Origin of the sequence: Paenibacillus arenilitoris (assembly GCF_014705655.1) — a bacterium.
Taxonomy (GTDB): Bacteria; Bacillota; Bacilli; order Paenibacillales; family Paenibacillaceae; genus Pristimantibacillus; species Pristimantibacillus arenilitoris.
In genome coordinates, this window is sequence record NZ_JACXIY010000008.1 from 68,297 (window position 1) to 83,459 (window position 15,163).

13 protein-coding genes and 1 pseudogene are annotated in these 15,163 nt (G+C 61.7%); 6 read left to right on the forward strand and 8 right to left on the reverse strand.

Annotation, left to right across the window (positions count from 1 at the left end; translation table 11 throughout):
- Positions 1–65 precede the first annotated feature (65 nt).
- Entirely contained in the window at positions 66–2,441 is a 2,376-nt protein-coding gene (locus tag IDH41_RS06460; RefSeq protein ID WP_190859344.1) for a polyprenyl synthetase family protein, read from the forward strand.
- A gap of 52 nt (positions 2,442–2,493) precedes the next feature.
- On the opposite strand, the gene IDH41_RS06465 is transcribed toward IDH41_RS06460, so the two are convergent.
- Both IDH41_RS06465 and IDH41_RS06470 read right to left on the reverse strand, forming a co-directional pair.
- A complete protein-coding gene (locus IDH41_RS06465) occupies positions 2,494–2,685 on the reverse strand; it encodes a hypothetical protein (protein ID WP_190859345.1) in 192 nt (63 codons plus the stop codon).
- A gap of 717 nt (positions 2,686–3,402) precedes the next feature.
- Positions 3,403–4,452 (reverse strand): CapA family protein, encoded by a 1,050-nt coding sequence (locus IDH41_RS06470; protein ID WP_190859347.1) that lies wholly within the window; start codon positions 4,450–4,452, stop codon positions 3,403–3,405.
- Between the two features lie 181 nt (positions 4,453–4,633).
- On the opposite strand from IDH41_RS06470, the gene IDH41_RS06475 reads away from it, so the two are divergent.
- The gene (locus IDH41_RS06475) at positions 4,634–5,743 is read left to right on the forward strand and encodes a UDP-N-acetylmuramoyl-tripeptide--D-alanyl-D-alanine ligase (protein WP_223829493.1); all 1,110 of its coding nucleotides are present in this window, start codon (positions 4,634–4,636) and stop codon (positions 5,741–5,743) included.
- Between the two features lie 161 nt (positions 5,744–5,904).
- Here the strand turns inward: IDH41_RS06475 and IDH41_RS06480 are convergent, their stop codons facing one another.
- Together IDH41_RS06480 and IDH41_RS06485 are read right to left on the reverse strand one after the other, a co-directional pair.
- Positions 5,905–6,783 (reverse strand): arylamine N-acetyltransferase family protein, encoded by an 879-nt coding sequence (locus IDH41_RS06480; RefSeq protein ID WP_190859351.1) that lies wholly within the window; start codon positions 6,781–6,783, stop codon positions 5,905–5,907.
- Positions 6,784–6,948: 165 nt separating this feature from the next.
- A pseudogene (locus IDH41_RS06485) lies at positions 6,949–7,248 on the reverse strand (EamA family transporter); the annotation flags it as partial.
- 156 nt (positions 7,249–7,404) lie between these two features.
- Between IDH41_RS06485 and pdxR the strand changes: the two are divergent.
- A complete protein-coding gene (gene pdxR, locus IDH41_RS06490; RefSeq protein WP_190859353.1) occupies positions 7,405–8,850 on the forward strand; it encodes a MocR-like pyridoxine biosynthesis transcription factor PdxR in 1,446 nt (481 codons plus the stop codon).
- On the opposite strand, the gene IDH41_RS06495 is transcribed toward pdxR, so the two are convergent.
- From IDH41_RS06495 to IDH41_RS06510, 4 genes are read right to left on the reverse strand one after another with little or no spacing between them, the layout of a single operon-like run.
- Positions 8,837–9,538, reverse strand: a complete 702-nt coding sequence (locus tag IDH41_RS06495) for a GNAT family N-acetyltransferase (protein WP_223829495.1) — start codon at positions 9,536–9,538, stop codon at positions 8,837–8,839. The two genes, pdxR and IDH41_RS06495, sit on opposite strands and share 14 nt — an antisense overlap.
- A 28-nt stretch (positions 9,539–9,566) precedes the next feature.
- Entirely contained in the window at positions 9,567–10,109 is a 543-nt protein-coding gene (locus IDH41_RS06500) for a chromate transporter (RefSeq protein WP_190859513.1), read from the reverse strand.
- The gene (locus IDH41_RS06505) at positions 10,105–10,740 is read right to left on the reverse strand and encodes a chromate transporter (protein WP_190859355.1); all 636 of its coding nucleotides are present in this window, start codon (positions 10,738–10,740) and stop codon (positions 10,105–10,107) included. The genes IDH41_RS06500 and IDH41_RS06505 overlap by 5 nt, the downstream gene beginning before the upstream one ends.
- A 3-nt stretch (positions 10,741–10,743) precedes the next feature.
- Complete coding sequence (locus IDH41_RS06510; RefSeq protein WP_190859356.1) at positions 10,744–11,226, reverse strand: Lrp/AsnC family transcriptional regulator; 483 nt, start codon at positions 11,224–11,226, stop codon at positions 10,744–10,746.
- Positions 11,227–11,444: 218 nt separating this feature from the next.
- Here IDH41_RS06510 and ggt point away from each other — a divergent pair, with 218 nt between their 5' ends.
- From ggt to IDH41_RS06525, 3 genes are all read left to right on the forward strand, one after another.
- Positions 11,445–13,031 (forward strand): gamma-glutamyltransferase, encoded by a 1,587-nt coding sequence (gene ggt / locus IDH41_RS06515; protein WP_190859358.1) that lies wholly within the window; start codon positions 11,445–11,447, stop codon positions 13,029–13,031.
- 40 nt (positions 13,032–13,071) lie between these two features.
- Positions 13,072–14,280, forward strand: coding sequence for an amidase (locus IDH41_RS06520; RefSeq protein WP_190859360.1), 1,209 nt, complete (start codon positions 13,072–13,074; stop codon positions 14,278–14,280).
- Between the two features lie 122 nt (positions 14,281–14,402).
- A complete protein-coding gene (locus IDH41_RS06525; protein ID WP_190859362.1) occupies positions 14,403–15,110 on the forward strand; it encodes a pirin family protein in 708 nt (235 codons plus the stop codon).
- The last annotated feature ends 53 nt before the right edge of the window (positions 15,111–15,163 follow it).

Genomic DNA, 15,163 nt, shown 5'->3' on the forward strand with positions numbered 1-15,163 from the left:
CCGTAGTAAAATAGGAATCGAGCCCTACTGCCAAGACATTAAAAGAAGTTGAGGGAATACACCATATGAATAAAGAAACCATAGATGCCAATACCGCTTACCGGCTGGCGGAGGAGAAGGCCGAACGTTATTTTGCGTCGCTATACGGGCAAGTCAGAGGAAAATCGTACGAACACGACCTGGCCGAAGACATCGGGCATTGGAAAAAGAGCCGGACCGGCCGGCGCTCGTGGCTGTCCTTCTTGTCGCGAAGCCGGGTCAGCGCCGGCGTCAAGGATTATCAGCGCTACAGCAAGCGGCTGAAGCATGCCGAGCAGCTGGATGACTACTTGGATCGCAGCATTTCCTATATTTACATGAGAGACCTGGGCAAGGACATGGATTCGCCCGATACGCAGGCTAGAATTCGCCGCTTAACCGAAAGCGTCAAGCAGCGCCTCCTCCATTTGGACGAGGCGAAGCGGGGAGAACCGCCCGAGTTCGCAAGCATGGTCGAGCTGTACCGGTGGGCCCGGAAGGAAGGCGTCGAGACGGGGGCGATCTGGGCGGTCGACAAGCTGAGGCAGGTTGCGGACCATATTCCGGAAGGGATGAACGCCGAGCATGCCCAGCGCAAGCTGATCAAAATCATCGTAGGCGTCGTGCTGCACGCGGTCGAGGAGCTGGAAGGCGAACAATCGCCCGCGATACGCGCCGGCCGGCTGGATGAAGCGATCCGGCTCGGTTACGCCTACGGCCTGACCTATCCGTTCATCGATGATCTGCTCGACTCGCAGGTATTGACCGCGGAAGAGAAGGCGCAATATTCGAACGTTATCCGAAGCGCGCTTGTAACGGGCTTCGTGCCGGAAGCGGCGGAATGGCCCGGCGCGAACGGGACGCTCATGTCCTACGTGCACAAGGAGCTGCGGGAAGCGTTCGAGACGATCGAGCGCCATTTGCGGCCGGAGACGCGGCGCCGGTTCTTCGAGCAGGCTTACGTTTTTTTCCACGCGCAGGAATTGGATCGGGCCAAGACGCTGTCCCATGCGGCGTATACGAACGAGGAGCTGTACGTCCCGATTATTTTGAAATCCGCGTCGTCCCGCCTGATCGCCCGTTCCGTCATTGACGCGCCCGCGGACGATGGCTTTGAAGACCGCACCTTCTACTACGGCATCTACAATCAGCTGGCCGACGATTTCGCGGATATGTCCGACGATCTGAAGGACGGGGCGGTCACGCCATACACGTATTATTTGACTTACCGCGAGAGGCGTCCGGACTTGATCAATCCTTTCGAGCTGTATTGGGCCGTCATCCATCATCTGATCCGCCATGTGTATCCTTCCGACGCCAAAACCCGCGACGTTATATTGAACCGGGCCATCAACGGCCTGAAGCGCTGCAAAGCGCGGCTCGGCCACGAGGAGTATGGCCGCGTCATGAGCATTTTCGCTCCGGGCGGCTTCCACCGGCAGATCAAACGCATTGCGCGAAAAGCGGAAGACGTTGATTTTTTTGACAAAATCATTCGAGACCAGCTGGCCGCCAGCTTGAAGGAGGACCGGCAGGCGAAGGAACGTTTCGCCGAGACCGTCAGGACGGCTCGCGATCAGATCGACGGCATGCTGCGAATCGAGAAGCCGGACGGCATATTGCCGATGAAGGAGACGCTGATCGAAGCGGCCAATTACAGTCTCGTCGGCAACGGGAAGCGGCTGCGCCCCATCCTGGCGTGGGTCATGGGCGTCGAAGAGTACGGACTGGAGACGTCCGCGATCGCGCCGCTGCTGCGGTCGCTGGAATATATGCATACCGCATCGCTCATCTTCGACGATTTGCCGTCCCAGGATAACGCGTCCACGCGCAGGGGACGTTCGACGCTGCACCATGTGCACGACAGCGCCACGGCGGAGTTGACGGGGCTATTCCTCATCCAGGAGGCGATTCACGAGCAGGCGTCGCTTGGCCAGTTCAACCCTGCCACGGTGCTCGAGCTGATGCGGTATTCGGCCCGAACGGCGGAGGAGCTGTGCATGGGGCAAGGAATGGACTTGGACGCCAAAGGAAAAACGCTGACGCGGGAGCAGTTGAAGTCGATCTGCTTCTACAAAACCGGTAAGGCGTTCGAAGCCGCGCTGATCATGCCCGCCATACTCGCCAAGGCCGGCGAGGGCGAAATCGCGCAGCTGAAAGCCTACGCGTATCATGCGGGGATTGCTTTTCAAATCAAGGACGATTTGCTGGACGCGGAAGGCGACGAGACTCTGATCGGAAAGCCTGTCGGCCAGGACGCCGAGAATGGCACGTCGACGTTCGTGACGGTACTTGGGATCGAAGGCGCGAAGATGGAGATATGGGGGCACTATTGCGACGCGATGGAGGCGTGGAAGGAGATGCCGCGGCGTCCCGCGTTTTTGAAGCACTTATTGGAGTATATGATTCACAGGGACCGGTGAGCGCGGTCGGCTGTTATCGGACGGGGCCGGTTGCAGGCGGTCGCGACCGGACCTAGCCGGCAGTGGCCGAATGCGACCGGTGGTAGTTGGTCGTGACCAGGCGCAGCCGGCCGTAGCCGGCTGCGCCCCTTCGGCTGCCCCCCATTGGCTGGGCTCCTCTGGCGGGGCTCCTCCGGCTGCGCCCCTCCGGCTGCGCCCCTCCGACTGCGCCCCCTCTGGCTGCGCCCCCCCGGCTGCCCCCCATTGGCTGGGCTCCTCTGGCTGGGCTGCACAATGAGGTTTGTCTCATAATTAGTGAGGCAAACCTCATTGTTTGTCCGTGTATCGGAGCGTGATAGGCGCAATAGTGAGGCTAGCTTCACTCGCCGTGAAGCTGGCCTCATGGGGAATGAGGTTAGCCTCACTAAAACGCGATTGGCTCACGAATCAAGCCTGGTTAATGAGTTTTGGCTCATTAATTAGTGAGGCTGCCTCATAAACTGCCGTAACTCCTAATCCAACTCACCGCATAATCCAACCTCACCGCATAATCCAACTCACCTCATAAACCAACCTCACCTCATAAACCAACCTCACCTCATAAACCAACTTACCTCATAAACCAACTTACCTCATAAACCAACTTACCTCATAAACCAACTTACCTCATAATCCAACTCACCTCATAAACCAACTTACCTCATAAACCAACCCTACCTGATGAAGGCCTCTCTGGCAGGACGGCGCAATGAGGCTGGCCAGTTACAGTCGGCTGACCTCGTTCCGGGACGCCGGCCTGCCCGTCTGCCAGTATGTCGGCCGGGACGTGGTGACATCGTCATGCTCGCCTTCCCGCAGGCACACTATTTCGGTTGAAAAAATAGCGGCACGGGAGCATCTTCCCGTGCCGCTATTTTCAGGTTGGGGCGGGTGCTATTACCGGCGGCGGCATTGCCGTCAGCGATAAGGCCTTTTGTTCGCATCACAGGCGGCTTCTACTCTTGGCCGCCAAGAGCGGCCTCGTGCGGTTCCAGATTCGGCGCATCAGCAGGCGGTCGGCTGCGGATTGGCCCGGCTGCGGCTTCGCCAGCGTTTGGCGGATCGGCAAAATCCGGTATTTGATGCCGCCGGCCGTCTTGAGCCGCGTGGACCAGGTTTGGACGTAGCCGGCTTCCGTCACCTTCACCTTGCCGTCCGCTTCCTTCCTGACGGTTAATTGGACGATGACGCCGCAGTTGGTAGCCGGATTGCGGTAGAGGCGGGTCGAGATGAAATTGCCGAGCGAATAGATGGCGAAGCGGCCTTCCTTGGTCACGAATGCCGGCTGGATGACATGGGGATGGTTGCCGAGAATAATGTGCGCGCCGCTCGCGAGCAGCAGGTTCACCAGCCGCCGCGACTGTTTGAGCGGGGTATGCTTGCATTCCCTTCCGATATGGAGGCATGCGACGACGACGTCGACCTCGCGGGCCAGCCTGCGGACGTGGTCGGCGGTTTTCTTATAGGTGGCGGGGGTGACTTCGTCGACCATCCACGGAGAGCCGGCGGGCAGCGGAATTTTGTTGGTGCCCTTCGAGTAGCTGACGATGCCGACCTTGACGCCTTTGACGTCGACGATCAGCTGGTTGCCGCTCCCCGGATCGGAAGCGTAGGTGCCGACATGCTTAAGGCCGTTGTCGTCCAGCACCTTCAGCGTGCGGGTCAGCCCGCTCGCGCCGCGGTCCATGGCGTGGTTGTTGGCCGTCGTCAGGACGTGAAATCCCGTTTTTTTCAAAGCGGGGGCGAGTTCGTCCGGGCAGTTGAGCGTAAAAAAGCCCGTGCGCGGATTACGCCGCGTATAGTCGGCTTCCGGTCCCGCGAGCGGCGTCTCGAGATTGCCGATGACGAGATCGGCTTGCTTGAGCAAGGGGGCGACGTGTTGAAATACCGGTTCGAAATCGTATTCGGCCTCGTTCGGCCGTTTGGCCGACGCGATGAGGGAGCCCATCATCAAGATGTCCCCCACCGCGGCGAGCTTGAATTCCGTCGTCAAGGTAATCGTATCCTTTCCTGTTGCAACAGGCGATCCCGCCTTATGGTCATCGTATGACGCACGGCCGCGCCGGGTGTTCGAAAAGTTGGCTGCTGTAGGCAATCCGCTCAATCCTTCTTTGCCCGTCCGGCATAATATACGGTGCGGATTTTATCGAAGATTGCAGCGGGAGGGCATCGTATTGGATCAAGCAGCCAAACGTCACGGGCCGGTCATCGCGGTAACCGGAAGCGCCGGCAAGACGACGACCAAGGAAATGATCGCCGCCGTGCTGGGGAGACGGTGGAAGGTGTTCAAGTCGCCCCATAACCAGAACGGGCCGAACTTTACAAGAAAATATGTTCGCCAGCTCCGTACTTACCACAGAGCGGTCGTCGTCGAGTACGGGATGCAGTTCTACGGCGTCATCAGAAGGCATTGCCTTTACTTGCAGCCGGCCATTGGGGTCATCACGAACGTAGGACGGGCGCATGTAGGGAATTTCGGCGGGCGCGTGGAAGGGGTGGCCAAAGCGAAGTCGGAGCTGATCCGCTACATGAAGCCGACCGGCACGCTTCTGCTGAATGCGGACGATCCCCATTCACGTCTGCTCCGCACGAAGGGATTCAAAGGCCGCATCATTCGCGTGGGCATACGGAACAAAGCGGATTATCAAGCTTTCGGGGTCAGATTCGGCGCGAACGGCATGCGCTTCAAGGTGAAGCTGGACGGGAAGTTACATCCGTTCTCGATACCCGCGTACGGGGAACATAATGTGTGCAACGCCCTATTCGCCATCGCGATCGCCCATGGCATGGGATTTACGCCGCGGCAAATGCAGGACGGCCTCCGTTCGTACGCCAGGCCGAACAGACGGCTTCGCGTTGCTCGCCTGAGCGGAGGCGTTACCGTCATCGACGATACGTTCAGCTCCAACCCCGATGCGGTCAAAGCCGCGCTCGACGTGCTGGCGCGCCTCGGGTCAGGCGGCAAAATAGCGGTGCTCGGAACGATGCTCGAGCTCGGCAAGCATTCGTCGAAGGGGCATCTGGAGGCAGGGAAATACGCCGCCGGGAAATCGGTCAGACTGCTGTACACGCTCGGCGGGCCGGCGAAGCAGATTGCCGCGGGAGCTAGAAACGCCGGGCTTGCCGCAAGCCGGATCAAAAGCTTTGCCGACAAAAGTCAGCTGGGGAGGGCGCTGCTCCGGACGGTAAAGCCGGGCGACACGGTGCTGGTCAAAGGGTCCCACGGGCTCGGGATGGGCTCGATCGTCGCTTATTTGAAACGGAACGCGAAAGCGCGAAAGTGACCATTCGCAACGGATCTCGACAGCGCGATTACGAAGATTGAATGGCGATCGCGCGGTCAAAGGACCCGGGCATGCCCTGTAATCCCCACGGCAAGCGAACAATATCGTACCGGCATATCCCGGTTGACCCCGAAGGGGCGTCCCTCAAGCAGTATGCTGCTTTAAGGGAGCGCCCCTTCCGTTTTGGACCGCTTCCACACCTCGTGGGCGCGCGATATTCTCTTCCACAGTTCTTCGCGCTCCATGGCGTCGTAGCGCACGAGACGCTCGCCGAACAGATCCCCGAGCGCCTCGAGCCACCGCGACTTCGTCGTCAGCTCCGTCTTCGTCTTGCCGCGGCGGTCGAGCTTGCTCCATACGCAGCCCCGTATTTCGTTGCTCTCATCCGCCTGCCGGTTCCGGACCAGGAACAGGTCGACCCAGGGCGATTCCGGCGATTGGCTATAGAAGGCGTGCTTAGACCGGAACTCCTCCAAATCGGGCAAAACCTCGGGGTCGAAGTCGACGCCGGCGAACGAAGCCCGCGGGTCGTGCTCCAGCCGCCAGCCGCCGGCCGCAACGCCGGACGGGACGAGCTGATAGGCCAGCGCCCCCTGCTCGTAGGCGCCGAAGCGGAGCGGAAGCGGCTCGAAGGGCAGGTCGCCGAGTCCGACGTCCGCGATCCATCTGTCTTCCGGGGCACCGGGGCCTTCCGCCAGATCGACCGTCAAGCCGAGATGGAAGGAGTTGATCCGCGGCTCCTCGCCAAGCGGCTGCACGCCTGCCCGGTGCAGAGAAACGTTGTAACCGAGCGAGCGGAGCAGCAGGCTGAACGCGCCGTTCAGGTGAAAGCAATAACCGCTTCGGCCCTCCGATAGGAGCCTTACCGACTCGCGGAAGCCGATCGGAGCGGGACGGCCCGCGTATATATCGATTGTCTGCCAGGACAGCGCGCTCACGTGTGCCTTATGCAGCTCGAACAAATACGCCTTCGTGGGAGCCTGGATGTCCGGTATGCCGATTCGGTCCAAATATGCTTGTATTTCCTCTTTGGTTAGCATTTCGTCTTATTTCCCCCTTTATCGTCAAGCTGCTTCGTTCATCGTCTCGCAGCCGCGGAGGGCCGCGGCGCAATCTTGCCCGGGCTCCCCCGGTCGGCAAGGAAGACGCCGCCGAGGATGAAGGCCAGTCCGAGCAGCATCCGCATGGGAATGCTCTCGTCCAGCCGCGTTCAGCACCGACGCCATGCCGCTCGTCAGCCTCGTCTCGCTGAAGGCGATGATCGCCCAAGGAATGGCCGTATGGATCGAAGCCATGACCGCCATCGGCAGCCACGGGATCGACCGGAGGCCGAACGGCTTGCGAAGGACGAGCATGATCAGCGTAATCGTCGCGAGCCCGAAGGCGGACCGGAGAAACGCGATCGACCAAGGGCCGAAGTCGTGCAGCAAAATTTTGATGAAGTAAAAGGAGCCGCCCCAGATGAGGCTGAGCAGGACCAATGCCGCGAATAGCTGACGGGACATAAAGTTTTCCTTCTTTCGCGAGGCCGCCGCGGGTGAAGCCGCAAAGGCGGGACCGCAGGATGATTGATGAAAGGCTACATCCATCCTATACTACAATTGACCCCTGAGAAATGGTCAGTTTTCGAATAAAATTAAAGACAGATGGGCGGTCCGGCCATGTTCGACATCCTATTATCCGATCAATCCGATCATCCGCTTTATTTGCAGCTCTACAGGCAAATTCGCGGGCATATCCGAAGCGGCGTCATTGCGAACGATACGCGCCTGCCCTCGGTCAGGACGCTTCAGCATCAATTGAACATCAGCAAAACGCCGATCGAGACGGCGTACCAGATGCTCGCCGCCGAAGGGTACGTCGTCAGCAAGCCCCGCTCGGGCCTCTACGCGGTTAATCCGAACGCGGGAAGGCCGCCGGCTCCCCGAAGGCCTCTTCCGGAACGCCGCCGCGAGGCGCCTCCGCCGCGGTCGGTCCGGACGCCGCCTCCATCGGACGGCTTCATCGATTTTAACCCTACCGCGGTGGATCGGGACGCTTTCCCGGTGCGCCTCTGGAAGAAGATGCTGGGCGAGGCGCTGGAGCAGTCGCCGGCCCGGCTTAGCCAGTACGGGGACGCGCAGGGAGAGATGAGTCTTCGCGCCGTGCTCGCCGACTATTTGTTGCAAGCCCGGGGCGTTGCGTGCGCGCCGGAGCAGCTCGTCATCGGCTCGGGCATCTCGTACAGCATCGGCCTGCTGACGAAGCTGCTCACCGATAAGCGCTGCGTGGCGGTGGAGGAGCCCGGCTTTGCGCCGGTGCGGGACCATTTCGCGGGCAGCGGGTTCCGGGTCGTTCCGATTCCCGTCCATGAAAGGGGACTCTCGGTCGAGGGGCTGCTCGCAAGCGAGGCGGAGGTCGTCTATGTCACGCCGTCGCATCAATTTCCGACGGGAAGCGTCATGCCGTACGCGGAGCGGGAATATTTGCTCAGGTGGGCGAACGAGCGCGGCGGCTACATCGTCGAGGACGATTACAACGGCGAATTCCGTTACATCGGCAAGCCGATTCCTTCCTTGCAAAGCCTCGACGAACAGGGGAGGGTCGCATACATTGGCACCTTCTCGAAGGCGTTCACGCCGGCCGTGCGGCTCAATTACATGGTGCTGCCCATTGGGCTGCTGGAGAAGCTGGGAACGATGCCGCATCTGCTCGTCGGCCCTTCGCGCGTCGAGCAGTGGGCGATGCAGGCTTTTATCGAGCAGGGGCATTGGTACCGCCATATCCGGAAGATGCGCCACATGTACCGCAAAAAGCAGCAGAAGCTCATCGAGCTGTTGCAGGCGCATTTCGCCGGATGCGTGGAAATTACGGGGCACAGCGCCGGTCTCCATATCCAGGCGGCCGTCCGAACGGACCGCACCGCCGCGGAGCTGCTCGCGCTTGCCGCCGCGGCGGGGGTTCGGGTCTATGACATGGCGCAGTCCCCGATTAACGGGGGCGATCCCGGAGAGGTCCGGATTTATCTCGGATTTGCCGGACTTCGCGAGGGGGAGATGGAAGCGGGCGTCCGGCAGCTGAAGAAGGCGTGGTCGGGGAGATTGGACGAAGCCTTCAATAAACGGTGAAGTTGAGTCCGTAGAAGGCCAGACCTAACTTGCGGGCTACGCTTTGGGAGGCGAGATTGTCCGAGGCCGTGCTGTAGAGCGGGACGCCGCCCGTCGAGCGAACCGCCGCGGCCCAGCCGGCTGCCGCAGCGGCGGCGTAACCGCGGCCGCGATAGGCTTCGAGCGTCTCGAGCCCCGCTTCGTGCGCCCGGGGCGAGACGCGGACGCTGCGGCAGACCGAGACGGCGCGGCCGTCCTTCACGATCGCGACGCACGGCTGCGCGTAGTCGATTTCATCGATCAGCCATTCGAAGCCGCCGCGCAGCAGACCGGAATCGGCACGCGCGAGGCGGACCGCATGCGAGGGCGGTTCGGTCCCCGCTGCAGGAACGAGAAAACAAGGCCCCAGCGTGGATCGCTCCCCTTGCAGGAGCTCCATGTAAGCATCGGCGCGCATCGGCATCGTCCGGAAATCGGAGACGGCCGCCTCGTCCGCGCACAGCGCCGCAATCCGTTCCGCGAGCGGATCGGGGACGTCGTGCCGAAACCGGCAGACGGCTTCGCCGTCAATCGTCCGTCCCAGGAAAAAACGGGGGGCGGGAGGGCTGCCGGGCCAAGGCTCGTTAATGCCCAGAAGCCTCTTGCGGCTATCCTGCGTAAACATCGCTTCCGCATGGCGTTCCATTAATTCAAGAGCGGATAAGTCCATTTTCGGTACCCCTTTCTTTCTGTTATCGTTACCCGTTCAGATGCGGAATGACGAGGCCGCCGTAAGCGAAGGCGGCGACAATGACGACGGCCGGATGGATTTTGCGGAACTGCATCGCCCAGAAGGCGACAGCCGCGATGACGAGCGATTGCAGGACGCCGATCGAAGCGATCGAGCTTTCGGCCATCTGCCACGTCAGCAGCAGCATCATAACGGCGACGACGGGCTGCACGAGCAGCGTCATCCCTTTGACGGCGGGCGATTGGCGGTGGCGCCGGAGCAGCTTCAGCAGCAGGATCAGCGCGACGGCCGAAGGCACGATCGTGGCCGCCAGGGCGAGCGCGGAGCCGAACCAGCCGCCGACGTCGTAGCCGACGAAGGCCGCGATCTTCGTGGCGATCGGACCGGGGAGCGCGTTGCCGAGCGCGAGCAGGTTCGAGAAGTCGGCCGGCGTCGTCCACCCGTGGTTCGTCACGATCTCGCGGTACATGAGCGGAATGGAGGCGGGGCCGCCGCCGTACCCGAGCGCGTTCGCGATGAAAAAGCCGATGATCAGGTTAAGCAGGTCAATCCATTCCACGCGTTACGCCCCCCTTTTGCTCTGCGTCTTGCTGCCGTTTCCGCTGCTTTCTTCGATTGAGAGCGGCGACGGCGCGCAGATGAAACGCCCCGTACCCGAGAAATAATAGAACGACGACGGCCGGATGAACGGCAACGCCCTGCAGCAGTCCGAACGCGACCGCGAATAGGGCGATGCCGGCGTAGAGGCCGAGCCCTTTGACCGCCCGTTCCCCGAATTCGTAGGCCATCATGCCGAGCATGACCGCGATGACCGGCGCGACGGCGCCGATCATCCCTTGGATGAAGGCCGCGCCGCTTAAATATTGAACGAAGGACAGCAGCAGGATCATGGCGAGCCCCGAAGGAACGATATGCGCCAGAACGGATACGACGGCTCCAAGCGTCCCCCTCTCGCGGTAGCCGATGTAAGCGGCCATCTTGGTCGCGATCGGACCCGGGAGGGCGTTGGCGAGCGCCAATATTTCGCCGAACTCCTCGTCCTCCATCCATTTGTACTGGGTAACGGCTTCGTACCGGATAAGCGGGATGACGGAGGGGCCTCCCCCGTAGCCGATCACGCCCGTCTTCATCATGGCCCACGCCAGCTGCAAGAGGCGGTTATGCAAGCGAATGCCCGCCATCGCCTACAGCCTCATGCCCATGCGGCTTTTGTAACGGTTAATGAGCACCTGGCAGTCGACGCTCGTAATGCCGGGCAGCGTGTACAGCGTTTCCTTCAAAAAATTTTCCATCTCCCGGTTGTCGCGGAACAGCCCGTGCATATGCAGCTTGCTCGGACCCGTCATATGGTAGAGGCTCGTGACGAAGGGCTCGGCCGACAGCCGGTCGGCGACGGCGTGCAGATACTTCGGCTCCACCTCGACGTTGAAGAAGGCGGACACGCGAATGCCGATCTTCTCGGGATTGATGACGGCGGCGAACCGCTCGATCACCCCGGCGTCCATGAGCGCGTTAATCCGGGATTGGACCGCCACGCGCGACAGACCGATTTGTTTGGCCAAGTCGGTGTAAGATATTCTGCCGTTCGCGTTCAGCTCGGCGATGATTTTCCGGTCGATCTCGTCAATGTCGATGACGACCGCTTCGTTGTTCGGATTTTGAGGCATAGCGAATCAACTCCATTATGGATTGGATATTACGAGTTACGAGTTGTCTGGTAATATCGCGTTTTTATAACCGTATGTATAAATATATATACAAGAACATTCGTTATCAATACAAAACGGGAAGAATGATTACATTTTTGTTGCTTAACATCCGCGAGGGTGGTATTTTTTAAATATCATCGATTATGTCAGGGAATCTATCATAAGAAAATGGAGGGATGGCAGTGAATCAGTCCGTCATCGGTTCGAAGGCCATGATCGCCAGCCCGCATTACCTGGCCACGGCGGCCGGAGCGCGGATACTGGAGCGGGGAGGCAACGCCTTCGACGCGGCGGTCGCGGTCAGCGCTTGCCTCGCCGTCGTCTATCCGCATATGACCGGTCTCGGCGGCGATTCCTTCTGGCTCGGCTATCATCGCGCGGAAGGGAAGGTTCGCGGGTACAACGCGAGCGGGCGCTCCGGCTGCAAAGCGAGCATCGGCGCGTATGCGGGCCTGGCTGCGATCCCGACTCGGGGAGCGGGCAGCGTCGTGACGGTGCCCGGCATGGTCGACGGCTGGGACGCGGTGCACCGGGCATACGGACGGCTGCCATGGGGACAGGTGCTCGCTCCGGCGATCGAGTATGCGGAGAACGGCTTCCCGATGTCGAAGGATCAATACGCCAATACGGCGCGGCATGAAGCGATGCTGGCCCGCACGCTCGATACGGCGGACATCTACTTGCCCGGGGGGCGGGCGGCGAAGCCGGGCGCGCGCTTCCGGCAGCGGGCGCTTGCCGGGACGCTGCGCAGGCTCGCGCAATACGGGCGGGACGATTTCTATAAAGGGGAAATCGCGAAGGAGATTACGGACTGCCTCGGGCTGCGGGACGGGCTGCTGACGGCCGACGATTTCGCCGATCACGTTGGCGATTGGGTCGAACCGGTCGTCGGCTCCTACAGGGGCTACGAGCTGTATCAGATGCCGCCGAACTCGCAAGGCTTTGCCGGCATTATGGCGCTTCATATCCTGGAGCACTTTCCGCTAGGCGGAATCGGGCATGGCTCCCACGATTATTATCAGCTGTGCGTGGAAGCGCTGAAGCTGAGCTTCCGCGACCGGAACCGGTACTTGACGGACCCCGCCTTCTCCGGCGTGCCGCTGGAGCGGCTGCTGGACAAAAGCTACGCGGCCAAGCTGGCGGCTTCAATCGCGCTTGACCGGGCGTTGCCCGCGGAATCGGAGGCGCTCGGCAGCGATACCGCCTACGCGGCGGCGGTCGACGAGGAAGGCAATGCGGTATCGTTCATCCAAAGCCTCTATTTCGAATTCGGCTCCGGCGTCGTCGCCGGCCGGACGGGCGTGCTGCTGCAAAACCGCGGCTCCTTCTTCTCGCTGGACCCGGGCCACGTGAACAGCCTGCAGCCGGCCAAGCGGACGTTCCATACGCTGATGCCGGCAATGGCTTGCAGGGACGGCAAGCCCGCCGTTCTGTACGGCACGCAGGGAGGCGAAGGGCAGCCGCAGACGCAGACGGCTGTTTTTACCCGCATCGTCGACTACGGCATGGACCCTCAGCAAGCGATCAACGAGCCAAGATGGGTATGGGGGCGTACATGGGGGGAGCCGACGCAGGAGCTGAAGGTGGAAGGCCGCGTGCCGGCGGAGGTGCTGGCATCGCTCGCGCGGGCCGGGCATCGGGTGCGGAAGGTGAACGATTTCGACGGCATCATGGGGCATGCCCACGCGATCGTGCGGGATGAGCAGGGCTTCCTGCAGGGCGGTTCGGATCCGCGCTGCGATGGGGCGGCAATTGGCTGGTAAGGAGAGCTTATATGGAAGGGAGCAGTAGGAGAGGATGAGTATGGAGAAGGATTGGAACGCTTATGCGAAGAAGGAGCTGACCGCCGAGCCGACGGGCAGCGGCATGCTGAACGGAAGGACGTTCGCGGTGAAGGACGTGTTCGCCGTGGCCGGCCACGCGTCCGGCGCGGGCAATCCGGATTGGCTGCGCACGCACAAGCCGGCGGAGCGGAATGCGGCCGTCATCGACCGGCTGCTTCATAGCGGCGCCCGGCTTCGGGGCGCGACGATGACCGATGAGCTGATGTACAGCTTGAACGGCGAGAATGCCCATTACGGCACGCCGGTCAATCCGAAAGCGCCCGGAAGGATTCCCGGCGGCTCGTCCAGCGGCTCGGCGGTTGCCGCGGCGGCCGGGCTCGCGGATTTCGCGATCGGCACCGATACGGGCGGCTCGATTCGCGTGCCTTCGGCCTATTGCGGCGTTTACGGCATTCGCCCGACGCATGGCGCGGTCGATGCCGCCGGCTTGATCCCGCTTGCGCCGAGCTTCGACACGGTCGGCTGGATGGCCGGCGACGCGCGGACGCTGCTGGAGGTCGGCCGGGTGCTGCTGGACGGGCGGCGGGAAGGGCAGCGGGAAGGTGCGGACGACGGTCCTTTCACCCGAATCGCGGTTGCGAGCGACGTATGGGACCTCGCCGACGACCATTCGAAGGAAGCGCTTATGGCGGCGATGCCAAGACTGCTTGCGTCGACGGATCGGGCGGAGCGGACCGTGCTCGCGCCGGAAGGGCTCGGCGAGTGGGCGAATGCGTTCCGGCTGCTTCAGGCTTGCGAGATTTGGAGGGAGCACGGCGATTGGATTGCGCGGGAGCGGCCGGCGTTCGGTCCGGGCATCGCGGAGCGGTTCGCTTGGGCGGCGACCGTCAAGGGGGAGCAGCTGGGCGAAGCGTCCGCGAAGCGGGACGAGGCGAAGGCGAGAATGGAGCTTCTGCTTGACCGCCGTACCGTGCTGGCCGTGCCGACCGTGCCGGGCATCGCGCCGCTGCTCGGCCAGTCGGGAGAGGAGCTGGAGCGCAGGCGGATGCAGACGATGCAAATGTGCTGCGTGGCCGGCTTGGCCGGCTTGCCGCAGGTTACCGTGCCGCTCGCCGGCGAGCGGGGTTATCCGATCGGGCTGTCCTTCATCGCGGGGCGCGGTCAGGACTTGAAGCTGCTGGAGTGGGTGGCGAGCGAAGCGGACAAACGGCTGAAGCCGGGCAGCTGACGACGGAATGGCGCCTGATGGCCGATTGGGCCCAAGCTATCCCTCTAACGAACGGTTGCGAAACAGCCGGAAACTTGCTATAAATAAGTAAGTAAATTAACCGTTATTTGGAGGAGTCATTGATGATCAACGTCTTTCCCGCGGCTGAGCGGCATTCTGCGGATCTCGGCTGGCTGCGCAGCTTTCCGAGCTACTCGTTCGGCGACTATTACGATCCGAACCGGACCGGCTTCGGCGTCATGCGCGTATGCAACGACGATTACTTGGCCCCGGGCCGGGGCTTCGGCGCGCATCCGCACAGCGACATGGAGATTGTGTCGATCGTATTGAACGGCCGAATCCGGCATGAGGACAGCTTGGGCAACAACGTCGTCTCCTCGTTCGGCGAGGTGCAGCGCATGTCGGCGGGCAGCGGCGTCATTCATACGGAGTTCAACGCGTCGGACGAAGAGGAGCTGCGCCTCCTGCAGCTGTGGTTCATGCCGAAGGAGCGCGGGACCGCGCCTTCTTACGAAGCGAGCAGCTTCGACGTCGGCAAGCTGCATAACGTGCTGCTGCCCGTCGTGTCGGCGCAGGCGTCGGAGCGGGTCGCATGGATCGGCCAAGACTTGACGATCTATTTGAGCAGGCTCGGGCAGGGAGAGCGGATCGTTCACGTAACCGATCCGGACCGCAAGCTGTTTCTTTTTGCGATCGAAGGCAGCCTCCGCGCGAACGGGGTTTCTCTGGGGGAGGGCGACACGGCCCAAATCGAGCGGTCGGGCGAGCTTGAGCTCGTCGCCGGCCCGGATGCTTTTCTGATGCTCGTCGACATGCCGGCGCAGCCCTAAGGCGGCGACTCGTAAAGTTTTGGGCAAAATCGATCGCTGCCTGTATGCATTCG